Annotated in this window: 15 protein-coding genes; 6 read left to right on the top strand and 9 right to left on the bottom strand. The window is 64.9% G+C overall.

Going from position 1 to position 19,896, the window contains the following annotated elements:
• Nucleotides 1-16: 16 nt before the first annotated feature.
• From NTD88_RS22910 to NTD88_RS22895, 4 genes are all read right to left on the bottom strand, one after another.
• The gene (locus NTD88_RS22910; protein WP_262154492.1) at nucleotides 17-1,780 is read right to left on the bottom strand and encodes a glycoside hydrolase family 15 protein; all 1,764 of its coding nucleotides are present in this window, start codon (nucleotides 1,778-1,780) and stop codon (nucleotides 17-19) included.
• 135 nt (nucleotides 1,781-1,915) lie between these two features.
• Complete coding sequence (locus NTD88_RS22905; RefSeq protein WP_262154481.1) at nucleotides 1,916-4,306, bottom strand: TonB-dependent siderophore receptor; 2,391 nt, start codon at nucleotides 4,304-4,306, stop codon at nucleotides 1,916-1,918.
• 85 nt (nucleotides 4,307-4,391) lie between these two features.
• Nucleotides 4,392-5,309 carry a FecR family protein gene (locus NTD88_RS22900; RefSeq protein ID WP_262154482.1) on the bottom strand — a complete coding sequence of 306 codons (918 nt, stop codon included), beginning with the start codon at nucleotides 5,307-5,309 and terminating at the stop codon, nucleotides 4,392-4,394.
• Between the two features lie 5 nt (nucleotides 5,310-5,314).
• Nucleotides 5,315-5,821, bottom strand: coding sequence for an RNA polymerase sigma factor (locus NTD88_RS22895; protein WP_256587713.1), 507 nt, complete (start codon nucleotides 5,819-5,821; stop codon nucleotides 5,315-5,317).
• 334 nt (nucleotides 5,822-6,155) lie between these two features.
• Here NTD88_RS22895 and NTD88_RS22890 point away from each other — a divergent pair, with 334 nt between their 5' ends.
• From NTD88_RS22890 to NTD88_RS22880, 3 genes are read left to right on the top strand one after another with little or no spacing between them, the layout of a single operon-like run.
• Nucleotides 6,156-7,514, top strand: a complete 1,359-nt coding sequence (locus tag NTD88_RS22890) for a glutamine synthetase family protein (RefSeq protein ID WP_262154483.1) — start codon at nucleotides 6,156-6,158, stop codon at nucleotides 7,512-7,514.
• Nucleotides 7,515-7,562: 48 nt separating this feature from the next.
• Nucleotides 7,563-8,648 carry a polyamine ABC transporter substrate-binding protein gene (locus NTD88_RS22885; RefSeq protein ID WP_262154484.1) on the top strand — a complete coding sequence of 362 codons (1,086 nt, stop codon included), beginning with the start codon at nucleotides 7,563-7,565 and terminating at the stop codon, nucleotides 8,646-8,648.
• 14 nt (nucleotides 8,649-8,662) lie between these two features.
• Nucleotides 8,663-9,958, top strand: coding sequence for an NAD(P)/FAD-dependent oxidoreductase (locus tag NTD88_RS22880; RefSeq protein WP_262154485.1), 1,296 nt, complete (start codon nucleotides 8,663-8,665; stop codon nucleotides 9,956-9,958).
• Nucleotides 9,959-10,090: 132 nt separating this feature from the next.
• Here NTD88_RS22880 and NTD88_RS22875 read toward each other — a convergent pair whose 3' ends face one another.
• The 3 genes from NTD88_RS22875 to NTD88_RS22865 all read right to left on the bottom strand — a co-directional run bounded on the left by NTD88_RS22875 (nucleotide 10,091) and on the right by NTD88_RS22865 (nucleotide 14,130).
• Nucleotides 10,091-12,568, bottom strand: coding sequence for a TonB-dependent siderophore receptor (locus tag NTD88_RS22875; protein WP_262154486.1), 2,478 nt, complete (start codon nucleotides 12,566-12,568; stop codon nucleotides 10,091-10,093).
• Between the two features lie 107 nt (nucleotides 12,569-12,675).
• Nucleotides 12,676-13,617, bottom strand: a complete 942-nt coding sequence (locus NTD88_RS22870; protein ID WP_262131005.1) for a FecR domain-containing protein — start codon at nucleotides 13,615-13,617, stop codon at nucleotides 12,676-12,678.
• A 3-nt stretch (nucleotides 13,618-13,620) separates the two neighbouring features.
• Entirely contained in the window at nucleotides 13,621-14,130 is a 510-nt protein-coding gene (locus NTD88_RS22865; protein ID WP_095155341.1) for a sigma-70 family RNA polymerase sigma factor, read from the bottom strand.
• Nucleotides 14,131-14,401: 271 nt separating this feature from the next.
• Here NTD88_RS22865 and NTD88_RS22860 point away from each other — a divergent pair, with 271 nt between their 5' ends.
• Entirely contained in the window at nucleotides 14,402-15,814 is a 1,413-nt protein-coding gene (locus NTD88_RS22860; protein WP_262131004.1) for a purine-cytosine permease family protein, read from the top strand.
• A 172-nt stretch (nucleotides 15,815-15,986) separates the two neighbouring features.
• Here NTD88_RS22860 and argE read toward each other — a convergent pair whose 3' ends face one another.
• A complete protein-coding gene (gene argE / locus NTD88_RS22855) occupies nucleotides 15,987-17,150 on the bottom strand; it encodes an acetylornithine deacetylase (RefSeq protein ID WP_262154487.1) in 1,164 nt (387 codons plus the stop codon).
• Entirely contained in the window at nucleotides 17,143-17,820 is a 678-nt protein-coding gene (locus tag NTD88_RS22850; RefSeq protein ID WP_262154488.1) for a DUF1028 domain-containing protein, read from the bottom strand. Before NTD88_RS22850 ends, argE begins: the two co-directional genes overlap by 8 nt.
• A 282-nt stretch (nucleotides 17,821-18,102) precedes the next feature.
• Between NTD88_RS22850 and NTD88_RS22845 the strand changes: the two genes are divergently transcribed.
• The gene (locus NTD88_RS22845; RefSeq protein ID WP_262154489.1) at nucleotides 18,103-19,422 is read left to right on the top strand and encodes a flavin-containing monooxygenase; all 1,320 of its coding nucleotides are present in this window, start codon (nucleotides 18,103-18,105) and stop codon (nucleotides 19,420-19,422) included.
• On the top strand, nucleotides 19,422-19,832 hold the full coding sequence (locus NTD88_RS22840) for a RidA family protein (protein WP_110970182.1): 411 nt from the start codon (nucleotides 19,422-19,424) through the stop codon (nucleotides 19,830-19,832). The genes NTD88_RS22845 and NTD88_RS22840 overlap by 1 nt, the downstream gene beginning before the upstream one ends.
• Nucleotides 19,833-19,896: the final 64 nt, after the last annotated feature.

Below are 19,896 nucleotides of genomic sequence, written 5' to 3'. Positions count from 1 at the left end.
CCCGCGATCATAGCATTCAGCTATTTCCCCGGTGATCGCCTTCCCCGCCAATCGCCCGCGCCGCCCGTATCAGCGACAGATGCGTCAGCCCTTGCGGCAGGTTGCCCAGGTACTGGCCGCTGTCAGGATCGACCATCTCGGCGTAGATTCCCACGCCGAGCCCCAAGCCCTCCACTGCCTTGTCGAACGCGTCCTCGGCCCGCGCCTGCCGGCCGAGCAAGGCCCAGGCCTCAATCAGCCAGAACGTGCAGGCAAGGAAGCAACCTTCCTCCTGTTCGACCTGACTGTAACGGTAGTGAAAAGCCCCCCGCCCCAACTCCCGCTGCACCGCCTCCAGAGTGCTGCGCAGACGCTCCCGCTCGGGGTAGCCGAAGCGCACCGCGAGGGCGATCGAGGCGTCCAGCCGCTCGCTGTCCGGATAGAACTGATAGCCCTGCAGCGTCTCGCTCCAGCAATGGGCCTCGACCCAGGCGTGAATACGCTGGCGTTCGCGGTCCCAGCGATCGCGGCAAGTGGTGGGCAGATGGCCGTGATCGGCCAGTTCCACGGCGTGGGTGAGGGCCTGCCAGCAACTGATTTTCGAGGTGGTGTACTGGCGAATCTCCGGTAATTCCCAGATGCCCGAGTCGGGCTGGCGCCAGGTGTCGGCGCATTGGTCGGCGATGCCGCAGAGGAGCTTGGCGCTGCGGGCATCGAGGACGGCGCCGCACGCGATGAAACTGCGCACCGTCTCGAAGATATCGCCGTAGATGCCGTGCTGGATTTGCCCGGTGGCATTGTTGCCGACCACCGGCGGCGAGTATTTGTAGCCGGGCAACGGCAACGCACGGGCGCCCTCGCCCACCTCGCCTTGCAGCGTGTAGAACACCCGCACGCCGTGTTCGCTCAGGCGGTGCAGCAGCCAGGTCAGCGCCGCCTTGGCTTCCGGCTGAGCGCCCATGGTGAGGAAGGCTTCGATGATGTAGCCGGCGTCCCGCACCCAGGCGAAACGGTAGTCGTAGTTCTTGGTGCCACCGATGCGCTCGGGCAGCGAGGTGGTGGCCGCGGCCATGATCGCCCCGGTCGGCGAGGACAGCAGCAACTTCAGCGCCAGGGCGCTACGCACTACCAGTGTCTGGTACGGACCGTCATAGCTCAGGCATTCGCTCCATTGCAGCCACTCGCGGTGCGAACCGTCGATACGCGCGTCGATCAGTTCCAGGCTCGGCACCACCAGCGGTTCGTCGCGCCCGCTGACGATGGCCATGACCACCTTTTCGCCGGCCGCCACGCGCACCTCGGCGCGCACGCCAAGGTCGTCCTTGCGCTGGATCTGCAATTGCTCGCTGTAGATGAACATGCCGAGGATATGCCCGGCGTGAAACACGCAGCCGTTGCCGGTCGGGGCGAGAAACGGCGAGACGGTGTCGGCCTGGGTGCCGAAGTCGATCTTCACAGTGAAGTCGACGTGCCCTTCCACACCCTCCAGGCGCCGCCCCAGCTCACCCCAGGGCAGACGCCCGGCCGGGCCGCTGTTGAGCGACTCGACCAGGCGCACGCGGCCACTGTCGGTGATGAACAGGGTTTCCAGCACGTTGCTGCCCGGCAGGTAACGACGCTCGACGCGGTACGCCTGCTTCGGCGTGATCGCGAAATAGCCGCCGTGCTGCGGCGCCAGCAGGCGATCGAACAACGGCGGCGAGTCCATGTGCGGCACGCACCACCAGTCGATTGACCCGTCCCAGCCCACCAGCGCCACCGAGCGCCCGTCGCCGAGCGCCGCATAGCCTTCAAGCGGCAGCCAGCCACCGGCGTCGCGTTGCGGTTCGCCATGCTGGATGCCTTGTATCACGCGGTCTTCCACGGGGTCGCTCCGAAGTGGGGGGTGTTTCCTTCGGACCGGTGGAGCCGCCGGCAAGTTCGCCTGGATCGCGCCTCAGAACTTCGCCCGCAACGCCACGTTGAAATTGCGTGGCTCGCCGTAGAAGTTCCAGTAGTTGTCGTTGCCGATGGTCTGGATGTACTTCTTGTCGAAGACGTTATCCAGGTTGTACTGCAGCTCCAGGTGCTCGTTCAGCTCGTAGATCGCGTGCAGGCTGGTCAGGGCATAGCCGCGCTGCTGGATATGGTAATTGGCCTCGCGGTTGGTGATCTTGCTCTGGGCGTACACGCTGCCGCCCACCCGCGCCTTGTTCAGCACACCCGGCAGGCGATAGTCGGTGGCGATCTTGAACAGGTGCCGTGGCGCCAGCGACGAGTAATCCTCGCCCTTCTGCTCGCCGCCGATGTACTTGGACTGGACGTAGGTGTAGCCCGCCGACAGGTTCCATTCCTCGGTCAGGGCCCCGTTCACTTCCAGTTCCACGCCGCGATTGCGGACTTTCTCCGACGGCTCGTAGCAGTTGCACGGCAGCAGGTATTCGGCGCGGCCGGTCTGGTCCGCCTGGAACAACGCGACGCTGGCGTTCAGGCGCTTGTCGTAGAACTCGCCCTTGAGCCCCAGCTCGTAGTTGCTGCCGGTCATGGGGTCGAGGATCGAGCCGCTGGCGTCCAGGTTCGCCTGCGGCTTGAAGATTTCCGTGTAGCTGGCGTAGGCGGACAAGTTGTCGCTCAGTTCCTGCACCAGGCCGGCGTAGGGCGTGATCTCGCGGTTTTTCGCGTACTCGGTGTTGCGCGGGATGCCGGTGGTGTTGGTCATGTTCTCGGTCTTGAACCAACTGACCCGGCTGCCGACGATGAACTTCGTGCTGTCGGTCAGGCTGAAGCGCGCCGCGCCGTAGACTCCGGATTGCTCCTGGGTGATGTTGTACTTCCACAGGTTGGCGTTGAGCCCGGTCGGCTTGGGCGGGTTGAAGCCGGACAGGTCGTTCATGTCGAACTGATAGCCGTAACCGGCATCGCGGCCGCCGTGGTAGTCGAAATCGTCCTTGCGCACGTTGGCGCCCAGCACCAGTTCATGGCGCCGGCCCAGCAGCTCGAACGGGCCGGTGGCATAGCCGTCGACGCTGGTCTGGGTGTCGTCGTAGAAGAAGTGCCGCGGGTTGAGGCTGAAGCGGTCGCCGCTGACGCGCCAGGTGTAGTTGCCGAGAAAGTCCGACTTGGCCTTGATGTGGTTGGCGGCGACGATCAGTTTCCAGTCATTGTCGAAGCTGTGCTGGATGTCGGCGAAGAAGGTGGTGTTGTTCTTGTTCAGCTTGTTCCACTTGCCGGTGAGGTTGGTCGAGCGCGACAGCGGGTAGAAGGCGCCGTCCTTGGCCGTTGGCAGGGCCGACCAGTCATAACCGGAGTTGCGGTCCTTCTGGTAGGAGAAACCCAGCGTCGCCATGGTGCTCGCCGACAGGTCCATTTCGACGATGCCGTAGAACAACTGGTTTTCTTTTTTCACGTTGTCCATGTAGCTGTTGGCGTCGTTGTAGCTGATGACCGTGCGCCCGCGCAGTGTGCCCTGCTCGTTCAGCGCCGACGACAGATCGACCAGGGTGCGGTAGTTGTCCCACGAGCCCACCGAGGTTTCCACCAGCGCCTGGGGTTCGGCGGTCGGCCGCTTGCGCACCAGGTTGATCGCCGCCGATGGCGTGCCCGCGCCTTCGGTCAGACCTGTGGCGCCGCGCACCACTTCGACACGGTCGTAGATGTCGGTGGCCGGTTTGGAGATGGCGTCCATCGAATAGGCGTTGCCAACGTTGGTGGGCACGCCGTCGATCTGCAGGCTGTCCACCAACTGGCCGCGGGCCTGGTACAGCGAGCGCTCGCCGCCGTTCTTGATGACGATCACGCCGGTGGTGTTTTGCAGCACGTCGTCCAGGTCTTTCATGTTCTGGTCGTCCATGCGCTGGCGGGTGACCACGGTCACCGACTGCGGGGTTTCGCGCTGGGTCATGTTCAGCCGCGTCGCGGTGGTGGTCGGGCCACGGGTGGCATACGAGGTGCTGCCCTCGGTGACACTCCCCGCCACCGCGCCGGTCACGGACGTGGCGCCGAGTTGCACGGCATCCTCTTGCACCGCGGCTTTTTCCAGCATGACGCTGCCAGCGCCGGTGGCGTGCCAGATCAGCCCGCTGCCCTGCAGCAAACGCTGCAACGCCGCCTCCGGTTCCTGACTGCCGCGCACCGCCGGGCTGCTCAGGCCCTGCACCAGCTCGCCGTTGTAAATCACCTGCAAACCGCTCTGCTCGGCCAGTTGATTGAGCGCCGACCCCAGCGACTGCGCGGGGATATCAAAAGCAACCGGCTCGGCCCAGGCCAGCGCGGGCAACAGGCCCATCAGCAGCGTGGCGCGGCGCAAGGCAACGACGAGAGGACGGATACCGGTGGTGACGTGACGCATGTAAATCTCCCTAGCGAATGCAACGTATTATCGTTTTCGCCAAGGAAGACGGGTGACACGCGCAGACCCGTAAAAAATTTTCGCTTCAGCGTGGCTGCATCACCAGCACGTAGTCGGTGTAGCGCTGGATGGTCATGGGGAACGCCTGTTCCAGGGTGGTCAGGGCGTCATCGAGGCGGTCGACGCGGAAGGTGCCGCTGACCCGCAATCCGCGCAGGCTGTCGTCGCCGATCAGCAGGTAGCCGGGACGGTAGCGCTGCAATTCGGCGAGCACGTCCGCCAGCGGGGTCATGTCGAACACCAGCCGGCCATGCTGCCAGGCCAGGGCCTTGGCGGTATCGACCGGCTGCTTCGCCAGCAGTGCCCCGCCCTGCCAGGTGACCTGTTCGCCGCCCGCCAGGGTGACGGCCGCAGCGTCGCCCTGCACCGCCACCCGACCCTGGGCGACGGTGACCCGCACGCCATTGTCCTGCTTGCGCACCGCGTAGACCGTGCCCAGCGCCGTGGCACTCAAGTCACCGGCGGCGACGCGGAACGGCCGTTGTGGATCGTGGGCAACCTCGAACAGCGCTTCGCCTCTGCGCAGGACGATCTCGCGGCGGTCATCGCGCAGGGTGACATCAAGCGCCGAATCGGCGTCGAGGAAGATCCGCGAACCGTCGGCCAGGGTGATGCGCTGCTGTTCACCGCGGGCGGTGCGGTAGTCGGCATCCCAGGCCTGCTGCCGGGCCAGGCCGAGGCTCACGCCGATCACCAGCACTGCCGCCGTTGCCCAGTGCCAAATTCGCGGTGACCGGGGTCGCTCGACCGCAACCTCGACCTGCCCCGCGAGTTGCCACAGCCGCCGGGCCTCGACAAACGCCTGCTGGTGCTCCGGGTGCTCCTGACACCAGGCGCGCGCGGCCTCGACGTCGGCCGGACTGGCGTCACCCGAAGTCAGGCGCACCACCCAGGCATGGGCAGTGGCGTGCAGTTGGTGGTGGGGATCGTGGCTATCGGACATGGCGGTCAACGCTGAAGACTTCGGCGCAAAAAGTCCAGCGCACCGGCGAGGCTTTTCTCCACCGTGCTCAGGGAAACGCCCAGCTCGCGGGCGACGTCCTTGTGCGCCATGCCCTGCAGCCGGCACATCAGGAAGATGCTTTTCGCCGGTTCGTCCATGCGCTGCCAAGCCGCGTTCAGCGCTTCCAGCTCCTGGCTGGCGGCGACCGTGTCGATGAGTTCGGGGCTTTCGCCGGTGACTTCGAAGAGATAGGCCAGGCCCTGGTCGTGACGCTCGCGGGACGCCCGGCTGCGCACGTGGTCGATGACCAGATTGCGGCCGATGCGGAAAATGAAGGCGCGCAGATTGTCCACCGGCTTGCGTGGTCGCTGGCTGAGCATGCGCAGGTAGGTTTCCTGGGCGAGGTCGGCGGCGGTCTCGGTGCTTTGCAGTTGCCGATAAAGAAACACTCGCAACTCACGCGCATGCGCCTTGAAGGCCCGCTCCAGTTCTTCGGTGGTCATGCTCGACATGGCGGCCCATTGTCACTGCGGTGCGAGGGCGCAGACTTTATCGAGAACCATTCGCAAATTCAATCTCTTCGTCGGCGGCGTTTTTCTTTCTGGGCGGTGGCGTGAGGTCGCGGCACTTCGCGAGCAAGCGCGCTCCTACAAGGCTCGCCTCACCCGGTAGGAGCGAGCTTGCTCGCGAAGACAGGCAACTACCGGCTGGTGCAGGCACCCGCATTCCTGCACAAAACGGATAGAACCGCCCCCCGCCTCCAGCGAACACTAGCCCCGTCGGCACCGACCACCCACTCGGTCGCCTGCCTTCGAGTGCCTAAACAACTACCCGCTAGAGGTTTGCATGAACACCCCCGCGCATCAGCTGGCCACCTGGCTGAAGCAACACCAGATCACCGAAGTCGAATGCATTGTCAGTGACCTCACCGGCATCGCCCGCGGCAAGATTTCCCCCACCAACAAGTTCCTCGGCGAAGGCGGCATGCGCCTCCCGGAAAGCGTGCTGCTGCAGACGGTCACCGGCGATTTCGTCGATGACGACATCTACTACAGCCTGCTGGACGAGGCGGATATCGACATGTTCTGCCGCCCCGATGCCGACGCGGTGTTCCTGGTGCCCTGGGCCATCGAGCCCACCGCGATGGTGATTCACGACACCTACGACAAGCAGGGCAACCCGGTCGAGCTGTCGCCGCGCAACGTGCTCAAGCGCGTGCTGCAGCTCTACAAGGACAAGGGCTGGACGCCGATCGTCGCACCGGAAATGGAGTTCTACCTGACCAAACGCAGCAGCGACCCGGACTTCCCGCTGGAAGCGCCGATCGGCCGTTCCGGACGTCCGGAAAGTGGCCGGCAGAGTTTCTCGATCGATGCCGCCAACGAATTCGATCCGCTGTTCGAGGACGTCTACGACTGGTGCGAAGCCCAGGGCCTGGACCTCGACACGCTGATCCACGAAGACGGCCCGGCGCAAATGGAGATCAACTTCCGCCACGGCGACGCGCTGTCGCTGGCCGACCAGATCACCGTGTTCAAGCGCACCATGCGCGAGGCGGCGCTCAAGCACAACGTGGCGGCGACCTTCATGGCCAAGCCGATCACCGACGAGCCGGGCAGCGCCATGCACATCCACCAGAGCGTGGTGGACAGCGAATCGGGCCGCAATATCTTCGTCAATGAAGACGGCTCGATGAGCGAGCTGTTCCTGCACTACATCGGCGGCCTGCAGAAGTACATTCCCAAGGTGCTGCCGATGTTCGCGCCGAACGTGAACTCGTTCCGCCGCTTCCTGCCGGACACTTCGGCGCCGGTCAACGTCGAGTGGGGCGAAGAGAACCGCACCGCCGGCCTGCGTGTGCCGCCCTCCTCGCCGGAAGCCATGCGCGTGGAAAACCGCCTGCCCGGCGCCGACGCCAACCCGTACCTGGCCATCGCCGCCAGCCTGCTGTGCGGCTATCTCGGCATGGTCGAGCGGATCGAGCCCAGCGCGCCGGTCCAGGGCCGCGCCTACGAGCGCCGCAGCCTGCGCCTGCCGGTCACCATCGAGGACGCGCTGGCGGCCATGGAAGAGTGCCAGATGCTGGAGCAATACCTCGGGCGCAAGTTCGTCCAGGGTTACGTCGCGGTCAAGCGCACCGAGCACGAGAACTTCAAACGCGTGATCAGCTCCTGGGAGCGGGAATTCCTGCTGCTGAGCGTCTGACCCGACCACGCGCCGTCGAAAATAAAAACAGGATGGACAGGAGCCGCTATGAATCTGTTGAAACGCCTTGCGCCCTTCGCCTTGCTGGCGCTGCCGCTGGCTGCCCAGGCGCAGCCGAGCGTGAGCATCTACAACTGGACCGACTACATCGCGCCCGACACGCTGACCGGTTTCCAGAGCAGCACCGGGATCAAGCCGGTGTACGACGTGTTCGATTCCAACGAGACCCTGGAAGGCAAGTTGCTGGCGGGCAAGACCGGCTATGACGTGGTCGTGCCTTCCAACCACTTCCTCACCCGCCAGGTAGACGCCGGGGTGTTCCTGGAACTGGACCGCAGCAAGCTGCCCAACTGGAAACACATGGACCCGGCCCTGCTCAAGCTGCTGGAGCAGAACGATCCCGGCAACCGGCATTCGGTGCCCTATCTGTGGGGCACCAACGGCATCGGCTACAACGTCGAGAAGGTCAAGGAAGTGCTCGGCGTCGACCATATCGACTCCTGGTCTGTCCTGTATGAACCGGAGAACCTGAAGAAGCTGCAGAAATGCGGCGTGGCCTTCATGGACTCCGCCGACGAGCTGATCCCGTCCATCCTCAACTACCTGGGGCTCGATCCCAACAGCACCAACGCGGCCGACTACGCCAAGGCCGAAAAACGGCTGCTGGAGCTGCGTCCATACGTGACCTATTTCCATTCGTCCAAGTACATCTCGGACCTGGCCAACGGCAATATCTGCGCGGCGTTCGGCTTCTCCGGCGACGTGCTGCAGGCCGCCAACCGAGCCAAGGAAGCGAAGAATGGCATCCAGATCGCGTACAGCATTCCCAAGGAAGGCAGCAACCTGTGGTTCGACCTGATCGCGATTCCCGCCGACGCGAAAAACCCCGACCAGGCCCACGCGTTCATCAACTACGTGCTTGAGCCCAAGGTCATCGCCGAGGTCAGCGACTACGTCGGCTACCCCAATGCCAACGTCGACTCCAAGGCCTTCATCGACCCCGAGACACTGAACAATCCCGAGGTCTATCCGCCGCAGGCCGTGCTCGACAAGCTGTACATCTCCAATGCGCCATCGCCGAAGATCATGCGGCTGATGACCCGTAGCTGGAGCAAGGTCAAGTTCAACCAATGAGCCGGGACACCGTGATGAATCGAACCGGCGAACATGCCGCGTCGTACTACGCCGCCACCGCGCGCGACCGCCACACCTACCCGACGCTGGAGGGCGAAATTCGCGCCGACGTGTGTGTGATCGGCGGCGGCCTGACCGGCGTCAACACCGCGCTGGAACTGGCGCTGCGCGGTCATTCGGTGGTGCTGCTGGAAGGCCGGCGCATCGGCTGGGGCGCCAGCGGGCGCAATGGCGGCCAGTTGATCCGCGGCATCGGCCATGACGTCAGCAGCTTCGCCAGGTACGTCGGCGAAGACGGTGTGCGTTACCTGCAACGCGCCGGCGAAGACTCGGTCACCCTGGTGGCCGAGCGCATCGCCGAATTCGCCATCGATTGCGACCTGCGCTGGGGCTTCTGCGAGCTGGCCAACACCCCGGCGCAATTTGCCGCGATGGTCGATGAGCAGAAGGCCTTGCGCGCCTCGGGTTATCCCCATCCCATCGAACTGGTGGAACCCGGGCGGATGCACGAGGTGGTGGCCAGCGACTGCTATGCCGGGGGCCTGATCGACATGGGCTCCGGGCATTTGCACCCGCTGGACCTTGTCACTGGCGAGGCCCGGGCCGCGAGCCGGCTCGGGGTCCAGGTCTTCGAGCAGAGCCCGGTACTGCGCATCGAGCATGGCAATCAGGTGACGGTGCATTGCGCCCGCGGCCGGGTACGGGCGGACAGCCTGGTGCTCGGCTGCAACGCGCACCTGGACGAACTGGAACCGAAGCTGAGCGGCAAGGTGCTGCCGGCGGGCAGCTACGTCATCGTCACCGAGCCGTTGCCGGAAGCAGTAGCAGCGCAGTTGATCCCGCGCAACCTGGCGCTGTGCGACCAGAAAGTCGGGCTGGATTACTACCGCCTGACCGCCGACCGCCGCCTGCTGTTCGGCGGTGCCTGCCACTACTCCGGTTCCGACCCGAAAGACATCGGCGCCTACATGCGGCCGAAGATGCTCAAGGTGTTCCCGCAACTGGTTGACGTGCGCATCGACTACCAGTGGGGCGGGATGATCGGCATCACCGCCAACCGCTTCCCGCAGGTTGGCCGGCTGAGCCAGCACCCGAATGTGTACTTTGCCCAGGGCTATTCCGGGCATGGACTGAACGTCACCCACTGGACGGCGAAGTTGCTGGCGGAAGGGATTTCCGTGGGGCAAAGCACCGGGCTGGATGTGTTCAGCGCGGTGCCGCACCTGACGTTCCCGGGCGGGAAACTGTTGAGGTCGCCATTGTTGGCGTTGGGGATGCTCTGGTATCGGATGCGGGAGGTGATGGGCTAACTGCGGGTTGGCAATTGAAGCGCCCTCAAGATCGAATATCGCCTGCGCGGTGCTCGATCCTGAGGTCGATGAAGAGAGGGAGGCAGGCACCTCACGCGACCACAGCCCCCCTCACTGCGTCTTCCCTTTCAATCACCAGTCATACGTCATCTGCACCGAAGCCACACGCTCCTGCCCGTAATAGCAGCCAAACGCGTAGTTGCAGTCCGACACATACTCGCGATCAAACAGGTTCTGCACGTTCAAGCTGGCCTGCAAACCACGCAGGCTCGGATCGAAGCGGCTCAGGTCGTAGCGCACGGTGGCGTCATACACGACCCACGCCGGCACGTCGAAGGAGTTCGCCGAATCGCCCGGCTTGCGCCCGGTGTAACGCGCACCCGCGCCCACGGTCAGGCCGTCGACGCCGACGCCGGTGAAGTGGTAATCCGCCCACAGGCTGGCCGACACCGGTGCCTGGGACTCGTTGCGGTTGCCTTGATCGCCGTAGGTGCTCTTGGTGTAGAACGAGTCGATGTAGGTCGCCGCCGCCAGCAGGTCGATGTTGTCGATGCTGGATTTCACTTCCAGCTCCACCCCGCGTGAACGGACTTCGCCACTTTGCGCCTGGTACTGCGGGTATTCGGTGTCGCCCGTGAGGACGTTCTTCTGCTTGACCTGGAACACCGACGCGGTGATCAGGGTCTTCTCCAGCGGCTGGTATTTCAGCCCCACTTCGTACTGCTCGCCCTCGGTCGGTTCGAAGGCTTTGCCACCCCGCTCCGGCGCGGCGGTGCCGATGGTTGGCAGGAAGGATTGCGAGTAGCTGACATAAGGCGCCAGGCCGAACTCGGTGACGTAGGTCAGGCCGACACGCCCGGTGAATTTGTTGTCACGCTGCGAGGCGATGGAGTGGGCCAGCAGGTCCTTGTTGTCGATCTCGGCCCAGTCCTGGCGACCACCCAGAGTCAGGATCCACTGGTCGAGGCGGATCTGGTCCTGGAAGTACAGGCCGGTCTGGCGCACGGTGTTGTCCCACTGGGTGTCGAGCACCGGGGTGACGCTGGAGCTGTCGAAGTTGTTCTTGCCGTAGAGGTTCACCGGCAACACGTTGTAGGCGTTGTAGCCATCGTACTGGCGGGTGAAGTGACGGTAGTCGACGCCGGTCAGGGTGGTGTGCTGCAAGGCACCGGTGGCGAACTTGTACTCCAGGTTGTTATCGACCGTGTAGGCGATGTTGTGCTGGCGCCAGTCGAGCTTGACCCGATTGGCCTGGGTGTAGTCGGTCACGTTGTTGGCGTCGGTGACGAAACTGCGCAGGTAGAAGCCCTTGTAGCGGTCGCGCACGTCGGTGTAGCGAGCGGTGGAGCGGAAGCTCAGGTCGTCGCTGAAGGCGTGGCTGAAGTCATAGCCAGCGATGTACTGGTTGCGTTTGTAGTCGTTGTAGTGCGAGTCGCCAGAGAAGAAATTGCGGTCGATGCGCTCGCCATTCGGGCCGCGATCAAGGGAGCCGATGCGCGGCAGCGACTGGTAGTCGGCCAGACCGTCATCGCGCTGGACCTGCGCCAGCAGTGTCAGCGAGGTGCTGTCATTCGGCGTCCAGGTCAGGCTGGGCGCCAGCAGCAGGCGTTCAGCATGAGTGTGGTCGACCTGGTCGTTGCCCTTGCTGCTCAGGCCGATCAGCCGATAGCTGAAGGCGCCCTGCTCGTCCAGCGGACCGCTGCTGTCGAAGGCACCGTTGACCCGGTTGTAGCTGCCGGCACCGAGCTTGATCTGATTGCGCGCTTCGCGGGTCGGGCGCTTGGACACCAGGTTGATCAGGCCACCCGGCTGGTTCTGGCCGAACAGCACCGAGGACGGGCCCTTGAGCACTTCGATGCGCTCCAGGGTGTACGGGTCGATCTGCGGCGCGCCGCCCAGGCTGCCGGCATACGGCACATAGGCGCCGTCGAAATACAGCGGGGTCGGCGCGAAGCCACGGCTGGTGATTTCGTCGGCGATCGCGTTGCGGTCAGTGAAGCCGCCGGTGCTCAGGCCCGGGGTGTAGCGCAGGGCCTGGGTCAGGTTGCGCGCGCCCTGGTTCTGCACCTGCTCGGCGGTGACCACGTTGATCGCCTGGGGGATTTCCAGGATCGGCGTGTCGGTCTTGGTGGCGGTGGCGCTGCGGGTGGCGACATAGCCGTCCACCGGGCCCCAGGCCGACTCGACCGCAGTGCTGTTGATGCTGGTGCTGTCCAGTTGCAGGGAACCGTCGCTGACCGCCGGCAACAGCGAGTAGCTGCCGTTGGCCTGGCGCACCACTTGCAGGCGACTGCCCGCCAGCAACTGGCGCAGGCCGGCGTCGACGTCGTAGCGGCCGCGCAGGCCCGGCGATTTCAGCCCGCGCGCATGAGCCGGATCGAAGGACACGGTGATGCCAGCGGTGGCGGCAAATTGAGTCAGCGCGGCGTCCAGCGATCCGGCCGGAATATCGAAGGCGGCTTCGGTGCGGCTTTCAGCCATGGCCGGCGCGACGCCCACCAGCATCACCGCTGGCGTGGCCAATGCGGCGCCCAGCAGCGCGCCATGAATGGCCCGGCTCAGCGCGGAAGTTTTCGGTGCAGCGGAAGTGCGGTCAGTGGAACGGGACATGCGGTTTCCTTTCGCCCTGTGGCAGTGATGAACGGCGTCTCTGTGGCGCCTCTACCTACAAGTCGAAGCTGGATGAGAATCGATAACCCCCTGAGTGAAAATAATTCTCAGGCCGCCTCGACCCGCGTCCAGAACCGGCTGAAACGGCGGATACGCACCGGCAAGGTGGTGGTCAGGTTATCGAGGACGATATCGGTGTCCGCCAGGTGGAAGGCCCCGGAAATGCGCAAGTCGCCAATCGCCTCGGTGCAGCCCAGATGCCCCGGTCGATAGCGCTGCAACTCGGTGATGAAGTCGCCCAACCGCCAGTCGTTGGCCACCAGCATGCCGCGGGTCCAGGCGTCGACCTGGGATGGCGCCGGTTGCAGATCACCCATCTGCGCGGCGCTGAAGCTGAGTTGCTGACCCGCCTCCACCCGCACCGCGACCTGCGCATCGGCGCAACGCACTTCCACCGCGTGCTCCAGCACACAGACCCGCGTGCGCTCACCCTCGCGGCGGACAATGAACCGCGTGCCCAACGCCCGCACACTGCCCTGCGCGGTGTGCACGACGAAAGGCCGCGACAGCGTATCTCGAGCAGTTTCGATGAGAATTTCGCCGTCCAGCAGGTTCACCTGACGCAGTTGCGCGCTGTAGCGGATGTCCACGGCACTGGCGGTGTTGAGCTGCAACTGGCTGCCGTCGTCCAGACGTAGCGAGCGGCGTTCGCCCGTGCCGGTGCGTTGGTCGGCCAGCAACGTCTGCATCGGCGTGCTGCGCCAGGCCAGGCTGCCCGCCCCGCCCGCCGCCAGCAGGATCGACAGGACTTTGAGCACCTCGCGGCGCCTGGCCCTGGCCCCGGCCAGCGTGGTGCGGGCCAGTTGCGGCGAAACCTGCTCGAACTTGCCTTGCAGACGTCCCAGCCGTTCCCACGCCTGCTGATGCAGCGGGTCGCTGAGCAGCCAGTGCTGGTGCGCGGCGCGGGTCGCCGCGTCCGGCTCGCAGCGCAACTCCACGTACCAGTGGGCGGCGGCTTCGAGGATGTTGCGCTCCAGCACAGCGGCCATGGCCTACTCCTCCACCAGCAGCAGGCAATGGGTCAGGGCGCGCACGGCGTGTTTCTTCACCGTAGTCACCGAGAGGTCCTGGCGCCGGGCGATCTCGACGTAGCTCAGGCCGTCGAGCTGGGCCATCAGGAAGATTTCGCGGGTGCGGGCGCCGAGGCCGTCGAGCAGACGGTCGATGTCCATCAGCGTCTCGATGATCTGCAGGCGGGTTTCCGGCGAAATATCCACCGGTTCCGGGCGCGCCGCCAGGGCATCAAGGTACGCCTGCTCCAGCGCACGACGACGGAACATGTCGATCATCAGGCTGCGCGCCACCGTACTCAGGTACGCCCGCGGCTCGCGCAGGTCGGCGGCCTTGCGCAAGGTGAGCACGCGCATGAAGGTGTCCTGGGCCAGGTCCGCCGCGTGGTCGACACAACCCAGCCGGTTGCGCAGCCAGCCGCACAGCCAGGAATGATGATCCTCGTACAGCGAGTGCACGGCTTTTTGCAGCGAGAGGTCGACGGAAGACATGGCAGGAAACCAGGCGGTAACAAGTGGTAATGAATCTCATTTAACAGGAATAATATTACCCTTGGCAACCCTGGTGTCATTCCTCGCTTGCGTCGACCGGTCGCCCTCACCCGACGCGCTACCCCAGTTTTTTTAAGGCCTGAGAGCACATATTTACTAATTTATCCCGCGCCCGGCACCGCTCAAGATCCGCTCCAACAAGAAAAGGCACCGGCCTCGCCGATGCCAACCGAAGTACCGCAGCGTACTCATCCTTGCCTTGGAGTCCGTCATGACCAACGCAGCGTCACCCGCACCGCTTATCGAAAAACACACGATCGGCTACGTGCCGCCCGAAGATCGCCATGGAAAGGTCCGGGATCTGTTCACCCTCTGGTTCGGCGGCAACATCGCGCCGCTGCCGATCGTCACCGGGGCCCTCGGGGTCCAGTTGTTCCACCTCAATCTGGTCTGGGGCATCGTCGCCATCCTTGTCGGCCACCTGGTCGGCGGCGTGCTGATGGCCTTGCACTCGGCGCAGGGCCCGCAGATGGGCATTCCGCAGATGATCCAGAGCCGCGCCCAATTCGGATCCCTCGGCGCCCTGCTTGTCGTGGTGATCGCCGGGGTGATGTACATCGGCTTCTTCGCCTCCAACATCGTCCTCGCCGGCAAATCACTGCATGGCGTGGTGGACAGCGTGCCGGTGCCGGTGGGCATCGTCATCGGCGCCCTCGGTTCGGGGATCATCGGCATCATCGGCTACCGCTTCATCCACGTGCTCAACCGCATCGGCACCTGGGTGCTGGGGATCGGCATCGTGCTGGGCTTCGGCTACATCCTCACCCACATCCAGACCGACGACTTCCTCACCCGCGGCGGTTTCAACCTCTCCGGCTGGCTGGCCACGGTGTCCCTGGCGGCGCTCTGGCAGATCGCCTTCGCGCCCTATGTTTCGGACTACTCGCGCTACCTGCCGGCCGACGTGCCGGTGGCGGCGACGTTCTGGACCACCTACCTGGGTTCGGCGCTGGGCTCGAGCCTGTCGTTCGTGTTCGGCGCGGTGGCCGTGCTGGCGACTCCGGCGGGCATGGACACCATGGATGCGGTGAAACTCGCCACCGGCGCCATCGGCCCGCTGATGCTGGTGCTGTTCCTGCTCAGCGTGATCAGCCACAACGCCCTCAACCTGTATGGCGCGGTGCTGTCACTGATCACCCTGGTGCAGACCTTCGCCTGGCGCTGGATCCCCACCGCCAAGAGCCGTGCGGTGCTGTCGGTGATCGTGTTGCTCGGTTGCAGCATCGTCGCGGTGTTCGCCTCGAAAGACTTCATCGGCCACTTCGTCGACATGGTGCTGGTGCTGCTGGTGGTCCTGGTGCCGTGGACCGCGATCAACCTGATCGACTTCTACGCGATCCACAAAGGTGACTACGACATTCAGTCGATCTTCAAGGTCGACGGCGGCATCTATGGGCGCTACAACCCGCAGGCGCTGCTGGCCTATGCGATCGGTATCGCGGTGCAGATTCCGTTCATGAACACGCCGCTGTACGTCGGGCCTGTGTCTGCGCATATCAACGGGGCTGATCTGTCGTGGCTGGTGGGATTGGTGGTGACTTCGCCGCTCTACTACTGGCTGGCGAACCGCGACAGCGCGTACCGGCGGCGGCAGGTGAGCGCGAAGCTGGCGGCCGGGGTTTGAGTCAGGTCGTCAGGAGGTAAAAGCACCCGCCCTCCGTGATGGAGGGCGGGTGTTTTTTTGTGGGGCGCCCTTCGCGAGCAAGCTCGCTCCTACAGACTCTGTAGGAGCGAGCTTGCTCGCGAAGGGCCGTTCAGTCGGAGCAAAAAAAGCGCCGCAAGCGGCGCTTTATCCTTCAAGCAGGCTGTCGCAAATACCCCACCAGCCTCATCAACATCGCATCGCACCCTTGCAACTGCTCCAGGCTGACAAACTCATCCGGCTTGTGCCCCTGGTCCATGCTGCCCGGCCCGCAGACCACCGTGGGGATCCCCGCCTGGTCGAACAGTCCGCCTTCGGTGCCGAAAGCCACGGTGCCGAATTCACTGGATCCGCTGAGCAGCGCCAACACCCGCGCCGCTTCACTGTCAGCCGGCGTAGCCAACCCCGGATAAGCACTCAACGGCTGCAACCGCACCGCCGTTTCCGCCTGCACGGCGCGCATCTTCGGCAACAGTTCGGCCTCGGCATAAGCGCCCAGTTCGTCCGCGACGGTCTGCGCATCGAAGCCCGGCAAGGCCCGGACTTCGAAGTCGAATTCACACTCCGCCGGCACGATGTTCAACGCCCTGCCGCCTTTGATCACCCCGGTCTGCACCGTGGAGAATGGCGGGTCGAAACGCGCGTCATGCAGCTCGGGACGCGCCAGTCGTTCGCCGATCTCGCCGAGTTTGCCGATCAGCCGCGCCGCGTATTCGATAGCGTTCACGCCATAGGGCGCATAAGCCGAATGGCAGGCCGCGCCGTGCACCTGGCAACGCATCGCCAGCTTGCCCTTGTGGCCGAGGACCGGCTTGAGTTCGGTGGGTTCGCCGATCAGGCACATGAGCGGCTTGTGCGGGCGCTGTTCCAGCGCGGCGAGCATGGAGCGCACGCCGAGGCAGCCGACTTCTTCGTCATAGGAAAACGCCAGGTGCACGGGAATCTGCAACGGCTCGGCGAGAAATGCCGGCACCGCCGCCAGCACCGAGGCGATAAAGCCCTTCATGTCGGCGGCGCCGCGGCCATACAGGCGGCCTTCGCGCTCGGTCATGGCGAACGGGTCCACCGTCCAGGCCTGGCCGTCCACCGGCACCACGTCGGTATGCCCGGACAGCACGACGCCACCCCGGTCCCGCGGACCGAGGGTGGCGAACAGGTTGGCTTTGGTGCCTTCGGCGTTGTGGAACAGTTCGCTGTCCACGCCATGCCCGGCCAGGTAATCGCGAATGAACGCGATCAATTCGAGGTTGGACTCGCGGCTGACCGTGGCGAAACCGATCAGCCGGCCCAACAGCTCGCGGCTGCTGGTGTCACTCATCGCCCGGCACTCCGTAGCTGGGCGCGGTGGTGGGGTCGAGGGCGCGGGTGACGTAATCCTGCATCTGTGGCCGGTAGGCCTGCCAAAGTGCGTCGAGCTGGCCGATCGGGTCTTCGTCGGCCCAGTCGACCCGCAAGTCCACCAGCGGCCAGGTCAGTTCGCCCGCCACTTTCAGCGCCGCCGAATGCACCGGCCCGGCCTCGCCGCCCGCCGCCATCGCCGCGTGCATGGCCGCCAGCAGGCGGTCGGCGAGCAGGCCGTGGCTGTTTTCGAAAGCCGTGACCATCGCCTCGATCACCTCGCGGCTGGTCAGCAGATTGCCCGCCGCCGCGCACTGTTCGCCAGCCACGGCGTTGTGCACGCCGAGGGCTTCCTGACCGGTGAACAGCGCCACCTGGCCATTGCTGTCGATCACCGTGACCTGGCGATATTCGCTCCAGCCGTTGGTCCCCAACACCCGCTCCAGGGCAATGCCCGGCGCGAGTTGCTGGCCCTCCAGCAGGTCGAGAATCTGTGGGCCGAGCGCCGGCAGGGTGATGTTCTGCGTCGACACCGCGCCCACGCCCGCGCGTACCCACGGGCAACGCGCGCCGACAGCGATGCTGGAAGAACTGATGGCGATGCCGAGCTGCCCGGATTCCGCGCAGCGTCCGATGATGGAAAAGGTCATGTGTGCTCCTTGAGGGCCGCCCGCGCGGCCGCTGGTTACGGCTGTTCGAGCAGATGGTGCGGGACCTCCGGCTACAGGAAAACGATTAAAAATATGCTCCGGGCATAGGAAAAACCTGCCTAGCCCGCCGCAAGGCCCGTAGCGCCGGGCCTTCGCTTTTTTGTCGGCAATCCCTCGCTAATTACTATTTTCGCGAAAAACCGCCCGTCCCTAGTCTGGCCCCAGGCAACGGCGGTTCGACGACCGCCCTGGACAACAACGTCTCGAAGACAGGGCTTGAAAATGACTTTGAACAACCTCGAAATCGATACCCTCGTGGTCGGCGCCGGCCAGGCCGGCGTGGCCATGAGCGAACACCTGAGCAAGCTCGGCGTGCCGCACCTGGTGCTGGAGCGCAACCGCATCGCCGAAGCCTGGCGCACCGGGCGCTGGGACTCGCTGGTGGCCAACGGTCCAGTCTGGCACGACCGCTTCCCGGGCCTTGAATTCGACCTCGACCCGGACGCCTTCGCCGGCAAGGATCAAGTCGCCGATTACTTCGAAGCCTATGTGCGCAAGTTCGACCTGCCGATCCGCACCGGGGTGGAGGTGAAATCCGTGGTGCGCAATGCCGACCGTCCGGGCTTCACCATCGACACCAGCGAAGGCGTGATCCGCGCCAACCGCGTGGTCGCCGCCACCGGGCCGTTCCAGCGGCCGGTGATCCCGCCGATCGCGCCGAAAGACGCCGGCCTGCACCAGATCCACTCCGCCGCCTACTACAACCCAGAGCAGTTGCCCGAAGGCGCCGTGCTGGTGGTGGGCGCCGGCTCATCCGGCGTGCAGATCGCCGACGAACTGATGCGCGCCGGGCGCAAAGTCTACCTCTCCGTCGGTGCCCACGACCGGCCGCCGCGCAGCTACCGCAACCGTGATTTCTGCTGGTGGCTGGGCGTGCTGGGCGAGTGGGACGCGGAGATCGCCAAACCCGGCCGCGAGCACGTGACCATCGCCGTCAGCGGCGCCCGCGGCGGCCACACCGTGGACTTCCGCGCCCTCGCCCACCAAGGCATGAACCTCGTCGGCCTGACCCGCTCGTTCGACAACGGCGTGGTGCGCTTCGAAGACAACCTGGCCGACAACATCCGCCGTGGCGACGAAAACTACCTGGCCCTGCTGGATGCCGCCGACGCCTACGTCGAGCGCAACGGCCTGGACCTGCCGCTGGAGCCGGAAGCCCGTCGCCGCCTGGCCGACCCCGAGTGCGTGACGGCGCCGACTCTCGAACTGGATCTGGCCGCCGCCGGCGTCACCTCGATCATCTGGGCCACCGGCTACGCCGTGGATTTCAACTGGCTGAAAGTCGATGCCTTCGACGCCAACGGCAAGCCGAAACACCAGCGCGGCGTGTCCGCCGAGCCGGGCGTGTACTTCGTCGGCCTGCCGTGGCTGTCGCGTCGCGGCTCTTCGTTCATCTGGGGCGTGTGGCACGACGCCAAGCATGTTGCCGGACACATCGCCACCCAACGCACCTACCTGGCCTACCGCGACCGCGACCAGCGCCAGAGCACTGAAACCACCGAATCCTCCGCTGCCAAAGCCGACCTCATGGGAGTCAACTGATGCCTACTCACACCCGCGTGCGCATGTTCAACACCAAGGAAACCTACCCCAACCAGACTCTGGACAATGACCTGTGCCAGGCCGTGCGGGCCGGCAACACCGTCTATGTTCGCGGCCAGGTCGGCACCGACTTCGAAGGCCGCCTGGTGGGCCTCGGCGACCCTCAAGCGCAAGCCGAACAAGCGATGAAGAACGTCAAGCAACTGCTTGAAGAAGCGGGCTCGGACCTGTCGCATATCGTCAAGACCACCACCTACATCACCGACCCGCGTTTCCGCGAGCCGGTCTACCGCGAAGTGGGCAAATGGCTGAAAGGTGTGTTCCCGATTTCCACCGGGCTGGTGGTGGCGGGGTTGGCGCAGGCGGAGTGGCTGATGGAGATTGATGTGATTGCAGTAATTCCGGAGTAACCATTTATTGGGGGCTGCTTTGTGATCCATCGCGAGCAAGCTCGCTCCTACAGTGCGTGCTGTG

The organism is Pseudomonas sp. 20P_3.2_Bac5, from assembly GCF_025466035.1.
Classification (GTDB): Bacteria; Pseudomonadota; Gammaproteobacteria; order Pseudomonadales; family Pseudomonadaceae; genus Aquipseudomonas.
Note: the sequence above shows the minus strand (reverse complement) of the source record. Positions and strands in the feature narration are given on the sequence as shown.

Excerpts from the sequence above, each read along its gene's own strand:
- NTD88_RS22860 (WP_262131004.1), top strand. The coding sequence starts at position 14,402 with ATGACCAACGCAGCGTCACCCGCACCGCTTATCGAAAAACACACGATC.
- NTD88_RS22870 (WP_262131005.1), bottom strand. The coding sequence starts at position 13,617 with ATGGCCGCTGTGCTGGAGCGCAACATCCTCGAAGCCGCCGCCCACTGG.
- NTD88_RS22880 (WP_262154485.1), top strand. The coding sequence starts at position 8,663 with ATGAATCGAACCGGCGAACATGCCGCGTCGTACTACGCCGCCACCGCG.
- NTD88_RS22905 (WP_262154481.1), bottom strand. The coding sequence starts at position 4,306 with ATGCGTCACGTCACCACCGGTATCCGTCCTCTCGTCGTTGCCTTGCGC.
- NTD88_RS22865 (WP_095155341.1), bottom strand. The coding sequence starts at position 14,130 with ATGTCTTCCGTCGACCTCTCGCTGCAAAAAGCCGTGCACTCGCTGTAC.
- argE (WP_262154487.1), bottom strand. The coding sequence starts at position 17,150 with ATGAGTGACACCAGCAGCCGCGAGCTGTTGGGCCGGCTGATCGGTTTC.
- NTD88_RS22850 (WP_262154488.1), bottom strand. The coding sequence starts at position 17,820 with ATGACCTTTTCCATCATCGGACGCTGCGCGGAATCCGGGCAGCTCGGC.
- NTD88_RS22845 (WP_262154489.1), top strand. The coding sequence starts at position 18,103 with ATGACTTTGAACAACCTCGAAATCGATACCCTCGTGGTCGGCGCCGGC.
- NTD88_RS22895 (WP_256587713.1), bottom strand. The coding sequence starts at position 5,821 with ATGTCGAGCATGACCACCGAAGAACTGGAGCGGGCCTTCAAGGCGCAT.
- NTD88_RS22900 (WP_262154482.1), bottom strand. The coding sequence starts at position 5,309 with ATGTCCGATAGCCACGATCCCCACCACCAACTGCACGCCACTGCCCAT.
- NTD88_RS22890 (WP_262154483.1), top strand. The coding sequence starts at position 6,156 with ATGAACACCCCCGCGCATCAGCTGGCCACCTGGCTGAAGCAACACCAG.
- NTD88_RS22875 (WP_262154486.1), bottom strand. The coding sequence starts at position 12,568 with ATGTCCCGTTCCACTGACCGCACTTCCGCTGCACCGAAAACTTCCGCG.
- NTD88_RS22840 (WP_110970182.1), top strand. The coding sequence starts at position 19,422 with ATGCCTACTCACACCCGCGTGCGCATGTTCAACACCAAGGAAACCTAC.
- NTD88_RS22885 (WP_262154484.1), top strand. The coding sequence starts at position 7,563 with ATGAATCTGTTGAAACGCCTTGCGCCCTTCGCCTTGCTGGCGCTGCCG.